Annotated in this window: 15 protein-coding genes and 1 pseudogene; 7 read left to right on the forward strand and 9 right to left on the reverse strand. The window is 61.2% G+C overall.

Annotated features, from left to right (window positions below; all coding sequences use genetic code 11):
• Positions 1 to 24 precede the first annotated feature (24 nt).
• Together F5544_RS30805 and F5544_RS30810 are read right to left on the reverse strand one after the other, a co-directional pair.
• The gene (locus F5544_RS30805) at positions 25 to 918 is read right to left on the reverse strand and encodes a phosphotransferase (protein ID WP_167476419.1); all 894 of its coding nucleotides are present in this window, start codon (positions 916 to 918) and stop codon (positions 25 to 27) included.
• Between the two features lie 39 nt (positions 919 to 957).
• On the reverse strand, positions 958 to 2,397 hold the full coding sequence (locus F5544_RS30810) for a hypothetical protein (protein WP_167476420.1): 1,440 nt from the start codon (positions 2,395 to 2,397) through the stop codon (positions 958 to 960).
• Between the two features lie 290 nt (positions 2,398 to 2,687).
• On the opposite strand from F5544_RS30810, the gene F5544_RS30815 reads away from it, so the two are divergent.
• Together F5544_RS30815 and F5544_RS30820 are read left to right on the forward strand one after the other, a co-directional pair.
• Positions 2,688 to 3,533, forward strand: a complete 846-nt coding sequence (locus tag F5544_RS30815) for a helix-turn-helix domain-containing protein (RefSeq protein WP_167476421.1) — start codon at positions 2,688 to 2,690, stop codon at positions 3,531 to 3,533.
• Positions 3,534 to 3,554: 21 nt separating this feature from the next.
• Positions 3,555 to 3,929 (forward strand): DUF397 domain-containing protein, encoded by a 375-nt coding sequence (locus F5544_RS30820; protein ID WP_167476422.1) that lies wholly within the window; start codon positions 3,555 to 3,557, stop codon positions 3,927 to 3,929.
• 139 nt (positions 3,930 to 4,068) lie between these two features.
• On the opposite strand, the gene F5544_RS30825 is transcribed toward F5544_RS30820, so the two are convergent.
• Positions 4,069 to 4,482 (reverse strand): hypothetical protein, encoded by a 414-nt coding sequence (locus tag F5544_RS30825; protein WP_167476423.1) that lies wholly within the window; start codon positions 4,480 to 4,482, stop codon positions 4,069 to 4,071.
• Between the two features lie 79 nt (positions 4,483 to 4,561).
• Here F5544_RS30825 and F5544_RS30830 point away from each other — a divergent pair, with 79 nt between their 5' ends.
• The 4 genes from F5544_RS30830 (at position 4,562) to F5544_RS30845 (ending at position 9,320) form a co-directional block, all read left to right on the forward strand.
• Positions 4,562 to 4,726: a hypothetical protein gene (locus F5544_RS30830; RefSeq protein ID WP_167476424.1), complete on the forward strand. Its 165-nt coding sequence runs from the start codon at positions 4,562 to 4,564 to the stop codon at positions 4,724 to 4,726.
• Positions 4,727 to 5,057: 331 nt separating this feature from the next.
• Positions 5,058 to 6,755 carry an FAD-dependent oxidoreductase gene (locus F5544_RS30835; RefSeq protein ID WP_167476425.1) on the forward strand — a complete coding sequence of 566 codons (1,698 nt, stop codon included), beginning with the start codon at positions 5,058 to 5,060 and terminating at the stop codon, positions 6,753 to 6,755.
• A gap of 11 nt (positions 6,756 to 6,766) precedes the next feature.
• A complete protein-coding gene (locus F5544_RS30840; RefSeq protein ID WP_167476426.1) occupies positions 6,767 to 8,050 on the forward strand; it encodes an aminotransferase class III-fold pyridoxal phosphate-dependent enzyme in 1,284 nt (427 codons plus the stop codon).
• 61 nt (positions 8,051 to 8,111) lie between these two features.
• On the forward strand, positions 8,112 to 9,320 hold the full coding sequence (locus tag F5544_RS30845) for an MFS transporter (protein WP_167476427.1): 1,209 nt from the start codon (positions 8,112 to 8,114) through the stop codon (positions 9,318 to 9,320).
• A gap of 249 nt (positions 9,321 to 9,569) precedes the next feature.
• Here the strand turns inward: F5544_RS30845 and F5544_RS30850 are convergent, their stop codons facing one another.
• The 6 genes and pseudogenes from F5544_RS30850 to F5544_RS30875 all read right to left on the reverse strand — a co-directional run bounded on the left by F5544_RS30850 (position 9,570) and on the right by F5544_RS30875 (position 15,861).
• Entirely contained in the window at positions 9,570 to 10,085 is a 516-nt protein-coding gene (locus F5544_RS30850; RefSeq protein WP_167476428.1) for a hypothetical protein, read from the reverse strand.
• Between the two features lie 627 nt (positions 10,086 to 10,712).
• Entirely contained in the window at positions 10,713 to 10,922 is a 210-nt protein-coding gene (locus F5544_RS30855) for a hypothetical protein (protein ID WP_167476429.1), read from the reverse strand.
• Between the two features lie 671 nt (positions 10,923 to 11,593).
• The gene (locus F5544_RS30860) at positions 11,594 to 12,544 is read right to left on the reverse strand and encodes an MFS transporter (protein ID WP_167476430.1); all 951 of its coding nucleotides are present in this window, start codon (positions 12,542 to 12,544) and stop codon (positions 11,594 to 11,596) included.
• A 182-nt stretch (positions 12,545 to 12,726) separates the two neighbouring features.
• Positions 12,727 to 13,886: pseudogene (locus tag F5544_RS30865) on the reverse strand (type III PLP-dependent enzyme).
• A 17-nt stretch (positions 13,887 to 13,903) separates the two neighbouring features.
• Positions 13,904 to 14,707, reverse strand: coding sequence for an isopenicillin N synthase family oxygenase (locus F5544_RS30870; RefSeq protein WP_167476432.1), 804 nt, complete (start codon positions 14,705 to 14,707; stop codon positions 13,904 to 13,906).
• A gap of 362 nt (positions 14,708 to 15,069) precedes the next feature.
• Complete coding sequence (locus tag F5544_RS30875; RefSeq protein WP_167476433.1) at positions 15,070 to 15,861, reverse strand: DUF3472 domain-containing protein; 792 nt, start codon at positions 15,859 to 15,861, stop codon at positions 15,070 to 15,072.
• A gap of 476 nt (positions 15,862 to 16,337) precedes the next feature.
• On the opposite strand from F5544_RS30875, the gene F5544_RS30880 reads away from it, so the two are divergent.
• On the forward strand, positions 16,338 to 17,330 hold the full coding sequence (locus tag F5544_RS30880) for an alkaline phosphatase family protein (protein WP_238846755.1): 993 nt from the start codon (positions 16,338 to 16,340) through the stop codon (positions 17,328 to 17,330).
• Positions 17,331 to 17,355 lie beyond the last annotated feature (25 nt).

Below are 17,355 nucleotides of genomic sequence, written 5' to 3' on the forward strand. Positions count from 1 at the left end.
CACCAGCTGTAAAGCGTTGGGCCGCTACTGATACCGCTGCCACAGTGCCGCCGTGCGCCCCGACCGGAGTGTCGCCAGTCGGTGAGCATGCTGAGCAGCCACGTCTGGGCGGTGACCCAAATCCGGTAGGACGCTGGTGACCATGATCAGTTCGCGGATACGAGCGAGCACCGGCCAATACGGCTCATCGCGGACATCGGAACCGTAGGCGTCGACGAACTGGCTATAGAAGCTGGCGCGGTTGAATCGCGCCGCCCCAACTGCTTGCGGAACCAAATCCCATGCGAGCGGGCCGATTCCAGTTTCATCGAGGTCGCACAGCACGACCCGCCCACCTCCGTCTAGCAGCAGATTTCCGATGTGCGGGTCGCCGTGAATGACCCCCATCGGCATCGCACGCTTTGACGCCAGGTAGTCCTGCTCGGTCGCGAGCCACTGGTCACGAAGCCACGCAAGATCACCGGATGGAATGGATGGATCGGCGCCGGCCAGCCGACGCCGAGCCGTTTCGAACGGATCCCATGCAGGTACCGACTCATCAGGAACGAGGTGATGGAGCGCTCGCAGCGGGCTAACCAGATCCTGCGCAGTCCAATCTTCTTTCACCGGAAGCTCGTGCCAGAACGTCACCGTGTATCGCTCGCCGACATGAACCGGCTGATCACCTTCAACTAGTTGCGCTATCGGTGCGTTGCGGTCTGCCAACCATCGCGCAACCTCGACCAATCGCTGACCGCGGGCCTGTCCGACATCTCCCGACCCAACTCGCACGATGACGGGCGCCGCCAGTCGATAGACGGCGTTGACGGTGTACTTGATCAGCTCTGCCCCGTCCGCGGCCAAATTCATCTGCGCACAGGCATCCACCACCGCCGCATGCAATTCCGCAGCACGGCGCGGCGAGAGTTCGGTCGCCACGTCGCTATGTTAGTTCGCCCGCGAGCCGCCCCACCGCCCTTAATTCGTCAATGTCCTCGGTGCGGGCAATGCGAGCTGGTTGACCTGGTAACAGATTTCCCGCACATCGGCGCGCTTCCGAAAAGCTTGTGCCCCAACGCTCATCGTTCGCAGCCGATCCACGACACGAGCGCTGAGCACCTCACCGGTAAGGGCGAGCGCCATATCGGCGGAGGCGACGGCAGAGCCGATGTCGCCAAGCCGGAATAGGCAAGCCGCCGAAGTGGTGTGATCGAATGCCAGACTGCGGATCGGTCGGTCATCGGCCGACGACCCGAGCGAATCCGTAGCTCGCTGCAAGGCGTGAATCGTGTACTGCTGCGCGATTTTTGGATCATCGGACGCCAGCGCCAGCTCGTTGAAGATGACTGACATGAGGCCGGCCTGTTCACCGGTAGTGAAGAAGACTGCGTTCCATGGATCCATATCCGTCGCACCGACTTGGCTGATCTCGTGCTCAGCCCTGGCCAACGAATCATGCATCTGCCGCCGATTCCCCATCATCGCGTGCGCCCACGCCACGTTGGTGTGCAGCCGCGCAGACTCACCGGCATTCGATGCGTCCTGCGCGGATATCTGACCGAGCTGGAACATCCGCAACGCCTCACGTGGCCGACGCTCGGCCAGACTCATCCGCCCCAGTACGTACAAGATCGATGCGGTGAGGCTGTCTGCGCCCACGCTTCGTGCGTACGACAGCGCAAGGGTGAGGTAGCTCCGAGCGAGGCCGTGCTCGCCGATGTCGTGATAAGCCCAGCCAGCCAGGCGTGCAAGATCGGCCAACGCTACCGACATCGATACAGCAGTCGTCTCCTCCTCACAATGCCCCAGCAGACCTCGACTCCAATTCAGCAGGCCCAACGCGGAATCGACAACGGACAGACCACCGTGTCGCTGATCGAGGCCTCGGAGGCTCGCGGTGACTCGCCGAACGAATTCGACGTCCGCCATTCCGACTTTGCCTGGAACCGGCACGTGCACAGAGCCTTTGGGAAGCCAGGGCACCAATTCCACTGTCAGACCTACTGTCACCGCAGCGGCGATTGCGGCGAGGAACCTTCGACGATCAGCCTCCACCACAGCCAGCACATCGGGCATCAAATGGTTCGGTACGCAGTCACCATCGAATTCGGCATCTTGCTCCGCGGCCATAGCTTCCGGGGTAGGCGCACCGAGTTCGCGAAGGGCGACCGCGTAGTCGGGGCCAGGCTGCTGGACCGCACCACATTCCCAGCGGGACACATGCTGCTGCTCGCAGGAAAGTTTGAGGCCCAACTCGGCGCCCTTGGTGTTCAGCGCGGCGGCGAACTCCTGCTGGTTCAGCTTCAGCACGTCTTTGCGGTACGCGCGCAATCGACAACCCCATGCGGACGCCCGACGAGCCGGGCCCGCGCCGTGAGCAGCATCTGAAATGGAGTTTTCGCCGATCTCAGCAATCATCGACATCCACCTTGGTCACGCCGAGCCGACCGGACCGGCACAATCACGGCCCGAGCGCCGGCGTGCTGTTCGGCGCCCTACCGCCCGTATTTGAAATCGGCCAACCGATAGATCCGGCATGGCCACTGTGGCCATTTTCACATGAATTTTCACCTGAATCAATACATGAACCTTTACGTGGCGTGTCATCAAGACGGACTATGGCTGCTAACACCCCCTGTCTATCGGATACGACAAGATCTGCCCCGGCCGATGCAAAACTGTTCGACGAGACAACGAGGAGGAGCCACGTGGCCAGTCGGGAAGACCCAGACGCCGTTGCGTACCTGGTTGGCGTCGAGCTTGCCGCATATCGCAAGCGCGCAGGCAGAACTATCAGCGAAGCCGCGAAGGAACTCGGGTGCTCACAGGCCAAGATCCACAACATGGAGAACGGCCGCAATCAGCAACGCCCCGACGAGGTCGAGCAGCTGCTGACCTACTACGGCGCTGGGCGAGCCGATGTCGATCGTCTATGCGCACTCGCTGGGTCAGCTGTCGGCGCAACCTGGTGGGCACCATGGACGGACGTCGTTCCGGACTGGCTCAAGACCTTCGTCGGCCTCGAAGGGCTTGCGACACACGAACACGTCTACGCGCCACAGGTTTTGCCCGCGCTCGTGCAGACCGCCGACTACAGCTTCGCGGCTACCGAAGGTGACATGCGGGTTCGTCCGGACCATTACGAACGAGTCGCCGCGTTGCGGCAGGGGCGGCAACGCAGGATCACCGAGGATGACGAACGACTGGTGCTCGAGGTCTTCCTGGAGGAAGCGGCACTCGACCGACCATTCGGTGGCCAAGACGTAATGAATGACCAGTACAGGCATCTACTCGACTTGAGCATGCTGGAGAACGTATCGCTGCGCCTTCTGCCGACCAGCATCGGGCGACACGACGCAGTGGCCGGGAGATTCGTTGTCTTGCAATTCAGCGAGGCCAGTTCGATCGCCTACATCGAGATGCTGCACGGCGCGGTGTACGTCCAAGATCCCGATGAAGTCGCTGGGTACACTCGGGTTCTGGACAAACTACGAGCATGCGCGCTCGATCCTAACGCTACTGCGGCGGCGATCCGAGCGCGCATCATCGCATAACCGACCCACCTGGAGTGAGCAGTGCCAACCCCGAAGCGCGCCGGCCGCCGAACGAGCACCTACAGTGATCACGGAAGCGGTTGCGTTGCAGTTGATTTCATCAGCGACGCTTCGGGCACGGCGACCGAGCTGGTCGAAGTCACGCACAGCAAGATCGCAAACAGTCCCGCTATTCTGTTCACCCCCACCGAGTGGAACGCATGGCAGGACGAGGTTGCCGCCGACAAACTGGCCAACAGCAACGGCCGTGTGAGTGTTGTTGTACGAGAAGAGCATTGGCATGTCTCCGATAACGACAGCAACGTGTCGCTCACCTTCAACGAAACCGAGTGGACCGCGTTCCGCAAGGGCGTCCTCGACCTAGAGTTCGCCCCGGACAACGTATTCCGTCGGTGACCTGTCGGACTCGCGGAGGAACCTCGCGGCAGCGATCTCGCGCGCTCCCATCGCTACTGAACAAACGTCATCGAACTGGGTACCCAGGACCTGAAGGACGTTGCCGCCGAAAACGCCGGATCATGTTGCACCCTCATCTTCAGTCAGCCGATGGGGGCTCGTAGGTGACAGTTCCAGTTGACGACAGGGCCAGAACGCCACCAACGTCTCCATAGCTGACGATCGCGGCAACGAGATCACGTGCCATTGCCTTGACGCATTTCTCGGCCGCCAGGGAATCGCGCACACCAGCTGCGGTCTCGACTTCGTCCATAACGACCAAGGTTCGGTCGTACTTCTCCCCGGCGATCTGCGCCGTCACTTCACACCGAGGCCCAGCTTCGTACAGGTGACGCCTGCCCGCCACCTCCATGATCAGATTGGCGCGAATCAAGAACTCACCCTTACGGACTCCGTTGTTCGACAAGTAGCTCGCACTGTCCGCGGCGAGAACCCACAGCGATGCCCCGGCGGCAGATGGCGTCCAGCTCATAGGGTCTGCAAAATCCGACACGGTTCAGAGTGAACCAGCCAGCGCCAGATAACGTAAGCCGGGACTTGAAACGAGCTGGGCCGGTCCCACATGCGGCCTCGTGAGCTCTGGATTATCCCAGAGCAAGCAGGCCATCTATGGCGGCGACCGCTACGGATTCCTGCGCGGCGGCAGCGAGGCCACGGTCTGCCGTCGACACGCAGCCACCTTCTTACTTGCGTCGATCTGCGACGGCCGCTTCGACAAACAACACATCCTCTACTGACAATGGCGATCAGTTCGTCGGCGCCCGCAGGAGACGCTCCCTCCGCACGCTTGGCCGACTCGAATGTGGAGGATGGTTGTCACCATCGGGCGTGTGGCACGTACCGGTCCTTGGGTTCTCTTGCTCAGTACCGCGACCAACATCGATCGTGGCCGACGTCACACTGCTCGATGGTTCGACGGGTATCCCCGCGGCAAAGTTCTGTCACACGGTCCCCATATCGCCGAATTCCGCAACAGGCTCGGACATCGGGTCCTTGAAAGTCCGTGTCTATCGCCATCTAATCTCATGGCGGCTATCGATCAGCGATCTCAAATTACCTTGAGATAACTTGCTATTTAATCTCCATTTACTTCCATTCAGAACAGAATTGACTATCGTAACGACTGCGCTATATACGGAGCCGAGTCCTCGGTCAGGCTGTAATCGACTGTGTTGCAATCAGTTTCGCGCTCATCCGGTAGGCGCGAACGAAGGGGGAACTATGGGTTCCGATGTCAGAGATCATTACGACTATTGTGTAATCGGTGGTGGGGCCAGCGGGCTCGTCGCCGCGACGGAGCTTGCGCTGGCCGGTTACTCGGTGTTGGTCCTGGAGGAAGGCGAACGTGTCGCGCCGGGAAGTGATTTGCGCACCGCGGAGTCGGGGTGGCAAATGGCGCTGGCACCAGGGGATCCGTCGCGAACTGCCAATCCTTGGACGGCCCGCGGGCTCGGTGGCGGGACGATGTTCTTCGCCGGTATCGCGTTTCGGTATCGGGAGCTGGATTTCGCGGTGGATCCATTTCTCGCCGCCGATGCGCTCCCGGCGAGTTGGCCGCTCGATTACCAGGTGCTGCGTGGCTACTACGACGAGATCGAGCATCGGCTCGGAGTAGCCCGATCCGCCGATGGTGATCCCTGGCAGCCTCCATCGGCGTCAACCGCGTTGCCACCACATGATTACGATCGCCGTGGCCGGTTGATCGCGGAGGCTGGTCAGCGAATGGGGTTATCGCCGTTCGCAACTCCGTTGGCCATCAATTCGCTGCCCGCCAGCGGACGTCCGGCCTGCGTGGGATGCAGCGGTTGCACCGAACGGTCCTGCCCGACCGGAGCGAAAGGTGATGCGGTACAGACGATCCTGAATCCGACGCGAGTTCCGATGACGATTCGTACCGGGGCGCGGGCAGTTCGTTTGCTCGGCGGGCGGGTGCATCGGGTGGATGCAGTCGAGTGGATAGACACCGCATCAGCGCAGCGGAACACAACGCGTGCGGAAGCTTTTCTGTTGGCGGCCAACGCTGTTCAGACGGCACGGTTGCTGTTGGCGTCGACGACGCGATGGGCTCCGAACGGAATCGGCAACAGCTCCGGATTGCTCGGTGCGGGTCTGTCGCTCAAGTTCAGCTGCTATCTCAGCGGCCGGGTACGCGATGCTAACGAAAACCCCTCCGGTGGACCGCATTCCACTGTCGCGTTCACCGACTACTACCTGCATTCGGATGTGCCCGGATTGCTCGGCGGCACGATTTATCAAGCCAATCCGGTGATCAGCGCGGACGCGAACACGTTACGTCTGCACGTGCTGGCGGGTGATCATCCGATGGAGCGCAACCGTGTCCGGTTGGCGAAGGTCTGTGACGAGTTCGGGGTGCCCGGGGTGATGCTCGACTACCGAACTCATCCACGCGATGCCGCGCGGATGCGATTCTTGGCGGAACGCGCGGCAGACATTCTGCGCGCGGCAGGTGCTGATCGAATTCGCTTCGAGCCCACCGAGTTCCATCGCGGCAGTCGACATCTGCACGGTACCTGCCGGGCGGGCAAGGACCCCGGCGAGTCGGTCACAAATCGGGACGGCCGACTGCACGACATCGACAACGTCCACATCGTCGACGCGAGCACCTTTCCGTTCGCAGGTGGTGTCAATCCGGTCCTGACCATCCAAGCGAACGCCCTGCGGATCGCGCGCGAGCTGACCGGGCGTCACCGGCCGCAGACCACCCCATCCATCGAATCGACCGACTTGCTGGCGTCAACACACTGAGGGAGTTCGACATGTCGACAATGTCTGCACTGCTGGACCGGGCCAACGCGGTGACTACCAGTCCGCGTTGGGATTTGGAGAAGCGATTCCCCGTCGTCGCCGACCGCGCCGAGGGCTGTCACATCTGGGACGCCGATGGGAAACGCTATATCGACTACACCTCCTGCAGCGGAGCGGCGCCACTGGGTGTCGGACATCCGGCGGTCATCGAAGCCGCGATCGGCGCGCTGCGTACCGGAGGAATCGTCCCATCCACACTCTCCGCGGCGCGGATCCAAACCGCCGAACAGTTGCTGCCGCTTTTCCCGTTCGCCGATCGAGTCCGCTTCTTTCGCACCGGCTCCTGCGCGACCACGGCAGCGGCGCGCATCTGCCGGGTACACACCGGCCGTAGTCTGCTGTTGACGAGCGGTTTTCACGGGTGGCACGACTGGCACCTGCAATCGACGTTCGGTGGTCTGCCCAACCGTGACCCGGAGACCATCGACTTCGGATACGACCTGCAACGACTCGCTGATCTGCTCGCCGAGCGCTGGAACGAGGTCGCAGGTGTTTTCATCACCCCCGAGGTCAACTTCTTCCCCCACGCCTACCACGTAGAACTGGCACAACTGGTCCGCGGCCACGGGTGTTTGCTCATCCTGGATGAGGTGATGACCGGTTTCCGGTATCAACTGGGCGGATACGCGGTCGCCGCTGATATTCAGCCGGACCTGATCACCCTGAGCAAGGGGCTCGCGAACGGCATGGCGCTATCGGCTGTCGTTGGTCGGGCGGAAGTATTCGACGGTGCCGAGCCCGCCTATCTCGGCTACACCTATCAGCGGGAGGTGACACCGTTCGCCGCGGCGGCGGCTTCATTGAACGCGTTCCGCACCGAGGATCCGATCGGCAGGATGCACGATGTCGGCCGCGCTCTGATCTCGGGACTGAACGACCTGTTCGAGCGCACGTCGGTCCCCGCGATCGCGTTCTCCTGGCCGTCGATGTTCCGGGTGCTGTTCGGCGACAACGAAATCGGCGAAAGCTTCTACGCGGGACTGCTGCGCCGTGGAGTGCTCATGGAATACGGCGGAGTCCACATGATTTCAGCGGCTACCTCCGCCGAAGACATCGCACTGACCTTGTCGGCCGCCGAGGACAGCCTGACCGACGTACTCCGCACCGCGCGTCCGACGCTGAACGGCACCGGCCTCACTGACACCGATGCCCACGAGCTGGCCGCACGAGCATTCGGCGCGACCGCGGAGACAGCGGCCAAATGGTGGCCAGGCTATTCGCCCAGCAACCAGTAACTGCCAAGGCATGACTCGGGTAATGCATCCGGCCAACCGGAACTAACTTAGGAGTTCGTTGATGTCGATACCGACCGCAGGGCAGCAGATCGGCGGTTGGCGTGCCGCTCTGTGGTCGGTCCGGCTGATGTTCTTTCTGACCGGCCTGCTCTTCGCGACGTGGGCGGCACGTACCCCAACTATCAAGGCGAAGCTCGATCTCGACGATGCGGGTTTGGCCGTTGCCTTCGCCGGGCTGAACCTCGGCGCGGTGCTCGGCCTGCAACTCGGCAAAATCATCACCCTGCGCTTCGGTAGCCGAGCCACCCTGCGGGCGACGATGCCATTGTTCGCGCTCGCACTGTACGGGCTGTCGGCGGCGAACAATCTGACGGTGCTGACCGTGACCGTCGCTATCTTCGCAGTCGCCAACAGTGTCGTGGACATCGCCATGAACGCGCACGGGATCGCAGTCGAAAAAACGAGTGCACAACCGCTGCTGTCGGGGATCCACGCCTGCCACAGCCTCGGAATGATCACCGGCGCTTCGGCTGGTGCGGCCGCCGAACGGATACAGCTGTCCCTCGGTGGTCACCTCGCCGGAGTTTCGGTTGCCGTTGCCGCGGCAGCCGCCATAGGTACCCGCAGACTGCTGCCGTCGACTGTCGATCGCCTCTCCGATATCGCACCCGATCCGCAAGCCACACAACGTTGGCGGCGCTGGCCGACCCGGTTGATCGTGCTCGGTTCACTGGCTTTTTGTGTCGCACTGGCCGAGGGCGCCGCCAACGACTGGACCGCCGTCTACATCCACGACGCCACCGGCGCCACAACCACCGTCGCTGCACTGGGATTCGCGGTTTTCGCCGCAGCGATGTTCATCGGCCGCCTCCTCGGCGACCGGCTGGTCACCGTGTTAGGTTCGGCTCGCCCATACCTGGCCGCCACACTCACCGCCGCCACCGCAATGACCACCGCACTGCTTGTCGGCGGCACAACCCCGGCACTCGTCGGTATCGCGCTGTTCGGGCTCGGCATTTCCTTCACACTGCCGCTGATCTTCTCCGCCACCGCAACCGTGACCGGAATACCCACCGCCCAGGCCATCGCCAATATCTCGATCGTCGGCTACCTCGGATTCTTCACCGGCCCAGTCCTCATCGGCTTCATCGCCAACCACTACGGCCTCGCCACCGCCATGGCCATCCCGGCGATCTTCATGGCACTCGCCGCCTGCGGCACCGCCGCCTTCCACCGTCCCAGCAACTCGAAGCCACCGATGCAGCGCTGATATGTGGGTCAACACTGCCGGTCGGCTCGGTCTAGTTACCGATGTGCGGTGCGGGCACCCGGTAAAAGGGTATCGCGACTCGATCCCCGAAACCGCTTGCTCGACCGTCACGGCCTGGGTGTTCATCGCAGCGTCGAGCGCGCCTTGGAACAGACCCCAATGAACAATCGACCGGGATATCGGGTAGTGGTGGCCACCGCCCGACGTAACGCGGACGGTGGCCACGAACTCAGCGGCCCGAATCCCGAATCAGCCGACAACCAGATTCGTGATCGGCATCTCGAACGAACGCGCCTGCCCGGCAAGGCAATCCGGGACGGTTTGGCCGACGTTGGAAATCTGGCCAACGGTGACCGCAAGTGTTCCGCTACCGTCGCCGCCCGTCACTGGCAGGGTGTTCGTCTCCGAGTTTGAAAACGTGAGGTTTTGCATGTGCCACGGACCGGATACATGCGTGCGCTTTCCGTTGGCCCAATTCAGATCGGCGTCCACCAGAACGCCCGCACCGCCGCAGGCGGCCTGGCCGTTGAAGGTTCCCGCTGCCGTACCCGCCCCGCCGGTATCGCCGGAACAGCCCGTGAACGTCGCATTCAGAGTACCGTTCACCGGAGCACTGGCCGGGCCGATGGGACTGGTGTTGAATTTCAGGGTTCCACCATTGCACGACGTGAATTGATCGGCGTGAGCGGGCGCGCTGATCATGACGATACCGGCGGCCATCGCGCAAGCCGACCCCGCCGCAATCATGGATTTGCTGATCTTCATTGTGCACCTTACCCTTTCGTTTGGTCTGGCGATTACAATGTCTGACCGCGGGCACGGTTTCGCTGGCACTTCGCAAGCCCGCGTAGAACGGTAGTGGTACAAACGCTCGCTGAGCCAGATCTCCGCGCTCAACGCGCCGAGCCGAAATGACAACAGCGGCTAGAGAGTCCGGCCATCGGGCGCGGACGAAAGTCCGGCCATACGGCCGCTGAGACCTCACCGAGCGGCTGTCATAGATTCATGACGGACGCGGTCTGGGTGGCGACGAACGGGACGGCGTCGACGGCAGCCACAGGGCGGCTATCGCAGTCTTCTTCAGGATCGACATGCTGACGCACCTCTCGGATATCCGATTCGGCAGGGACTTGCCTTGCGCAATCGCAAGGCTAACTCAGCAAATCAACGGTTATCTCTGTAATCCAAAACACTGATGCGGACGGTCTCCACGCTTGGGCGGGCTTTGCGCATCCGATGGCCGAACCTGCAAATCTCTTGGCAGATCAAGCGAGAGATATCTACCGAGGGCCTTCAGCTTTCACACCTGCCGCTCATCGGTGTCGTCGCGGGCAACCTCCACATCATTCGCTTGCCGTTCACTGCGCGGCGCGCCGAAGTTTCGTGGAGCGATCACCGGATCAGACCCGCAGCGACGGTGGCATTGCCCTCAGCCGGGTCGATCAACAGGAAACAGCCCACCGTGTGCACCCGATGCGCGCCGTAAGTGCCCCACGAGGCGGCATGCACGGCACGGATCTGATCGACCAGCCAGGCATGGCGGATCGACCGCTGCGACGGCGGTCGCGATCGCCCCAGGTAATAGCCCGGATTCAGCAACACCGAGGAGCCGGCACGCGGCCTGCACCGGTAAACCCTCGGCTGCCATCGTGGCTATGGCCGCGTATCACCTTTTGCTCCCCCCGGCTCTTTCAGCAGCTCACGCGCTCGTTTCAGGATCGCTACTCCTGCTCGAATTCTCGGATCCGCCGCTTCGCTGCCGACAACTCGACCTGCTCGGTGCGAGTCGCGCCTTGTAGCTGGCCCGAGTCGATCAAATCCTGCTTACGCCAGACATAGATCGTCTGATCGCTGATGCCTGTACCTCCGCGGACGTCACACCGTCCTGCAACGCACCCATCACCCGCATCCGCAACGCTTCCTGCTGTCCGGGGAGAGCCTGCGCATGTCCATCCCGAGATCATCACTCACCCCCGAAACATCAAGAACCGCAACCGATCCGTTTCATGTCAATAGAGATACGCGCGATACAATGGACTTGCGGGTAGAAAGATTTGCGATCGCGGAAATTGCGGCACTGCCCGCAGCGATCAGGATCAATGCCCAATGTATGTCATCGACGGCCGCGAGTATCCCCGCGCTTATCGCTGCTCCGAGTCCGAACAGAGCATGTTGCGCAGAAAACCCGCGCGTATGTAGTGATTCAGATACAGATGCATCGAGACTGATCAAACGCTGCGTGTCCAGTGCAGTTACGAAAAAACCGGCGACGCCTATCCACGCGGCGATCGCGCGGAGGTCCACGAGAAAGCCAGCGAAACAACACAGGCATCCATGAGGATCAGTGTGATGAACGATTGGATAGTGATATGAACTCTGATTCGTTTGGCAATCCTCTCGTAGCACAGAGTTCCGACAATGCCAGCACCTGCCAGAACGCCGACAAGGACGCCGGACCACGACTCTGACGCATCCGAACGTATAAGCAAGATCGGCAAGACCGAAACGATCCCGGTGACGACCATACCGACCGCGATCGAGTCTGCAAGGCTGGGCCACGCCGCCCGATGGGACCATAGCGAGCCCTGACGGGCGATACTCTCTGTCGAGAACTTCGGTCTTCCATCTCGCGGCACCAGTGGCCCAAGGAAAAAATATACGCCCAGAAAAGTTATCGCCATGGCCAGAACACCGATCGACGGGCTGTGGAGCAGGCTCAATACTACGATGACGGCCGATCCGAGTAGCCACGCCGATTCCGTGATGACCGAGTCCCATGAGAATGCTCTGTCGATCACTCGTGCATCCGCATAATGCACCAGCACTGTGCGAGCCAGACCATGCAGCCCAGCCGGTAGTGCGGCACTGACGGCCGTGGCGATGGTGACGACCACGAGCGATATGTGGAAATTCCCGGAGCAGGCGAGAGCGGTATGCAATAGAAAAGATAATACTGTCACCACTCCGACGGCACACCGTTGACGACGTGCATTATCCAGGATTCTTCCGCCGATCGTTGCGGTGAGCGCTCCCGAAAAGGTATATACGCTGACGAGAAAAGCGCCATAAGAATATCCGCTAATGAACGTTCCGAGGTCGACCAAAGCCAGCGTAGCCATCGGCTCGGTTATTCGCGAAAATCCTGCACCCAATGCCCATCGCCACCACCAGTTCGTTCGGAATAGTACCGGCTCGGTGTGAGCGTTAGCCTTATCGACGGACATTGCAATCCAAATGCTACTTTCGGATAGGTGGCCGACCAGAGCGGCACAGTTGGCGTTCGCTGGCGGGTGCAGCGAACATCCTCCGCCAGAAACGCCCGGATGGCCACCGCTCGCGGCACACGATGCTTACCGAGACCGAGCAAGAAAAAGAATGTCCAGCGGCAGCGCACTGATAAACGGGTCTAGCGTGAGTAATGATGTACAGTCGTAGGTTCGTCGAATCCATTGAATCGAGTTGAATATGCGGTGGTGTACGCTCCTGCGGAGTGAATGAATAAGAGGTCACCCTCGCTGAGCGAGGCCGGTAGATTCACATCGAACGCAAATGTGTCCTGGCTATCGCAGGTAGGGCCGGTGACATGGTAAGTGCGCATGTGCCCGGAGGATGATGAAGTGATTGGGTACCGAAGCTGACCGTTCGATTCCAGCACCTCCATCATTCCGTTGAAAACCCCTAGGTCGGTGTGCACCCACCAGGTTTCCGCCCGGCGCACCACTTGGATGACCTTGCACACGAGAACACCGGCTTCCGCGACGAGAGATCGGCCGGGCTCGGCGACGACGCTCATCGGATACGGCAAATTTTCCAGCAAGCATGCGATGTGAGTACCGAACTCCGTCAGTGAGGGAACATCAGACCCGTAGCGAGCGGGGAAACCGCCGCCGATGTCCAGCATCTCGAGCCTTATGCCCTTGTCAGCCAACTGCTTTGCGATATGTATGGCATCCGATATGGGCTGATCCCATGCGTGTGGGTCGGTCATTTGCGAGCCGACATGAAACGAAATCCCGTACGGAGAAAGGCCGAGCGAGTGGGCACGCTCCAGCAGGTCGGCGGCTACGGATGGATCAACACCAAATTTGCCCTCGCTCGGCACGAGGCTGGCGGCCGACCTGGTGGCCAAACGTACGTATACGGCGGCACCGGGCGCGGCAGCCGACAGCTTGACCAGCTCGGATCTCGAATCAGTGCAGAATCGCCATACGCCGCGACGATGGGCTTCTGCGATGTGAGATCGTGGCCGCACCGGGTTGCTGAACAACACATCACCCGGTGCCACCCCGCGGATTCCAGTAAAGCTAATTCCGAGATCGATGCGATCTCGAAGCCGCAGCCCACTCTGTGTAACTCACGGACCAGTTCTATTGCGGGATTGCATTTGACCGCATAATGAATGTCCACCCCAGGAAACGCGGTAGTGAACTCGGCGACGGTCTTGACAACCTTGTCGTGATCGAGAACTAGAAACGGAGTAGCGACTTCTACGTCATCGCCGACGATTTCGAGATCCGGTTCCAGCGCCCAGGCCGCGGCATGTGCTTTCGGCAGATCTTCCGACATTCAGACCTAACCAGACTTCAGAGGACCGGAACGTCAGGAAGGCCGTACGCCGACGGGTTTCCTCGGATTCTATCGCGCAGATCCGGCGCAGGCATGCTTTCGTGGTAGACCCACGGGAATACAGGGTCGTTGAGTTCCGGGTTGACGAAGTACATCATCGATGTCCGCTCGCCTTGTTGCAGATTACGGACACAATGATCCAGCGGAGCGATGCGCCCACCGGTGAGATCCTGAAGAACAGACCCCGGCATGAGGATTATTTCGTCACGGCATGTTTCGGCAGGAACTGGGCGGCCGTCGACCAATAACTCTAAACCGGGCGCATCAGCGTGGATAACGGTCATTAAATTGCCGTCTTCGTGACAATCCTGGAGGAGATCTCGATCGAATTTCGTGGCACGGTAGTGATTCACCTGTAGGTGTGATGCGGCACGGAACGGTGGTAGAGCACCAGAGAACTGGTGGGCGATGGCTGCTCCGACGTCGCCCACCACTTCGGCGGCACAGTCACGCCAGCGGAGCATCGCTGTGGTCAGCGATTCGATCTCTTCCGAGTGCGTGATGAGATCGGTCCTGTCGGACCACAGCGTAAAGCAGTCGTTGAGATCTGGACGATCGACTGTGCTCGAATACTCGCGGCCCATGGGCCGGTAGCCGAAATTGAAGTCTCCGCTGGCATGGCGCATCTTGTTCTCGATCGGCATCGCGAAGAACTCCCGACACTTCGACAGTGCCCCGTGCAATAACTGCGCCTGAACATCCGATAACGTAACCCGAGCATAACCGCAGTCGAATATGCTACGCACGGCACGATCAATCACTCTCACATCTCCATATCCGTGAACAAATTCCCGAATCCAGAATTTCGCTCGACCCGAGTTCACTGCCCGACCATCGAACAGTTGCGTGTGAATGTGACATGGGCTGCCACTCATTTTTTCGGGTGGGACCGACCCTCGGTGACGCAAAACGTATCAACGTGTGACCGCGGACGTCTATGTGCGGGCGGCACAAACTAACTGCTTCTTCCTGTAAGCTTCGGTGCGTTTGTCTCCAGCGCCGAGCGCGGCCCGATTCTGTTAGGGCAGGCTCCTTATCGGCTCGATGCCGCGCGAACTCGCGTGGGCGTGAGGATTGGCGCGGTGACCTATTATCGGCAGGAACCGGCCGAGCAATTGCCAGCCTATTTGCGTGGTGTCAGTCGCCGGGGCGGCTGGTCCGGGTTCACGCTCAATGTGCACACTTGCTCGGTCGTGCAGGAGGTTTTGGCGATCCAGGCGCAATTTCCATAGGTGTAGGAGTTGCTGCTGGTCGGTGTCACTTTGCCGCCGTTGGCCGTTGGCGTGCCGTACACGGCGGTCGCGGCCGGAACCGCGGAGCAGGACGGCGGTTGCTGAGCGCCCTGGGCGAAGTTTTCCACCCACTCGGACAGTCCGGCGAGTCCGCCGTAACTCGGCGGCACCACAATCGTCGCGACGGTTGAGTTCTCTCTGGTTCGAGTGTTGGTTATCGACGCAGTCCAGCCGTCGGTACCCGATTTGGCCAGGGTGATCTGATAGGTTACCCCTTGCTGCCAGGCGTAGTTTATCCAGCATTGCACCCCGCTGCCCTCGTGCCCGAAAAGGTTGCATGTGGCCCCTGCGGAGTCGCGCCAGCTAGTGGCTCCCCAGATCGAGAAATTCAGGGCCTTATCGTTCCCGTCTCTGCTCTGCAGGCCGATATATCCTCCATCGGTGGTGCCGGTGTACCCCCACTGGTGTGCCCAGTATGTTTTACCGTTCGATCCCGGTTCTCGTGTGACGGTGATCGAAAATGTCATATCGTCGAATCCGCCCGGCACTTCCGGCCACGTTCTGTCGATCGCGGCCATGCCACCGGCCACGATGGCCTGTGCGACGCTTGGTTTGATGATGCCGATGGCAAATGCGACGGAGATCAGTATGGTTCGAAGAAGTTTCTTGACCGCTGTGGACATGAATGGCACCTTCAAATATGGTGACGATGCGTTGGTCTTGATGCACAATAATTCCAGCTCACGTCGGACGCCATGTGTCAAGAAGATAGATATTTCTTCCGCCTTTGTGCGCACCGCACAGGCTCTTGGTGGGGCCGATGCGCCGCATGTCGTTGATTTCGGCAGTTTCTTGTAGCAAAGCAGGTCGATGTCACTGCGAGGGTGAGGCACGACGAGGAGCCGACGGGCCCGCCGCGCTCGCGTCGAGAAACGCGCACCCTCCCGGCACTGGCCGCAAGTATCAACGCCCTTGCCCGATCTCGATCACCTCGGTTACGAATCGCCGGCGGCCGGATAGCGCCGCCGCAACCAATTGGTCCAGACCGCTGAAATCTCTATGAACAGTAGCGCGCATGCCTGGACGCCCGGCACCATCCGCCTGCATGGTCTAGACCATGGACCCCATGAGCAAGTCGCTATCGAAAACCTTTGTCTCCGTGGCTGCTTCACTCATCGCCCTCACCGCCGCCACAGTGTCCGGACCCACCGCGCACGCCGACGCCGCGACGAACAAGCTCGTCGTCATCGGCCTCGACGGCACAATGTACGACAAGGTCGAAAAGGTCGGCGCGCCCAATCTGCTGAAGCTCAGCGAGCAGGGCACCCTGTCGCGGTACTCGATCTCGCCACACATCACGATTTCCGGTCCATCGTGGGCCACCACGCTCACCGGAGTATGGGACACCAAACACGGCATCACGAACAACGATTTCGACGCCAAACCGTTCGCCAAGTGGCCGACCGTATTCACCCGGCTCGAAAAGGCCGATCCCAATCTGAAAACCGCATCGATCGCCACCTGGGGCAAGATCGAAACCATCGCAGGCAGCGGCAACCCGCACGCCGACATCGTCCGCACCACCCCCGCCGTCCCGGGCGACGCCGACGAATCCAAGACCGACACCGCAACCGCCGACGGCGCCATCGAACAGATCGATCAGGGCACCGACTTCCTGTTCACCCACCTCGACCAGGTCGACGAGGCCGGACATGCGCACGGCACCTGGTCGTCCGAGTACCGGAACGCGATCAAGCGGGTCGACACCGAGGTCGGCCGCATCGTCGCCGCAGTGGACAAGCGTGCCGCGGCCAACCCCAAGGAGCGCTGGACCATTCTGGTCACCACCGATCACGGCCACGTACCGTGGGGTGGACATGGCGGCCAAACACCTTGGGAGACAGCGAGTTTCCTGATCGCGCGAGGCCCCGACTTCCGCGCGGGCGCCACCACCGCGGGTGCTTACTCGTTCGTCGACATCACCCCGACCGCCCTCGATTTGCTCGGCGCGCCCCCTGCCACCGGACTCGACGGGGTATCCATGGTCGGACGCCCGGTCGGGGCCGACGGTGGCCTGCCCGCCCAGTCTCCGGAGGGCCCGACCAAGGCGGATACGCAGCCCGATGGGCTGGCCAGATCGTCCGACCACTGACGTACCGGCGCTGATTCCGCGTCCC

Origin of the sequence: Nocardia arthritidis, assembly GCF_011801145.1 — a bacterium.
Lineage (GTDB): Bacteria > Actinomycetota > Actinomycetes > Mycobacteriales > Mycobacteriaceae > Nocardia > Nocardia arthritidis_A.

What these genes read in the sequence shown, in the direction of transcription:
- F5544_RS30840 (WP_167476426.1), top strand. Translation starts at nt 6,767, where the DNA reads ATGTCGACAATGTCTGCACTGCTGGACCGGGCCAACGCGGTGACTACC.
- F5544_RS30845 (WP_167476427.1), top strand. Translation starts at nt 8,112, where the DNA reads ATGTCGATACCGACCGCAGGGCAGCAGATCGGCGGTTGGCGTGCCGCT.
- F5544_RS30875 (WP_167476433.1), bottom strand. Translation starts at nt 15,861, where the DNA reads ATGTCCACAGCGGTCAAGAAACTTCTTCGAACCATACTGATCTCCGTC.
- F5544_RS30860 (WP_167476430.1), bottom strand. Translation starts at nt 12,544, where the DNA reads ATGTCCGTCGATAAGGCTAACGCTCACACCGAGCCGGTACTATTCCGA.
- F5544_RS30850 (WP_167476428.1), bottom strand. Translation starts at nt 10,085, where the DNA reads ATGAAGATCAGCAAATCCATGATTGCGGCGGGGTCGGCTTGCGCGATG.
- F5544_RS30810 (WP_167476420.1), bottom strand. Translation starts at nt 2,397, where the DNA reads ATGATTGCTGAGATCGGCGAAAACTCCATTTCAGATGCTGCTCACGGC.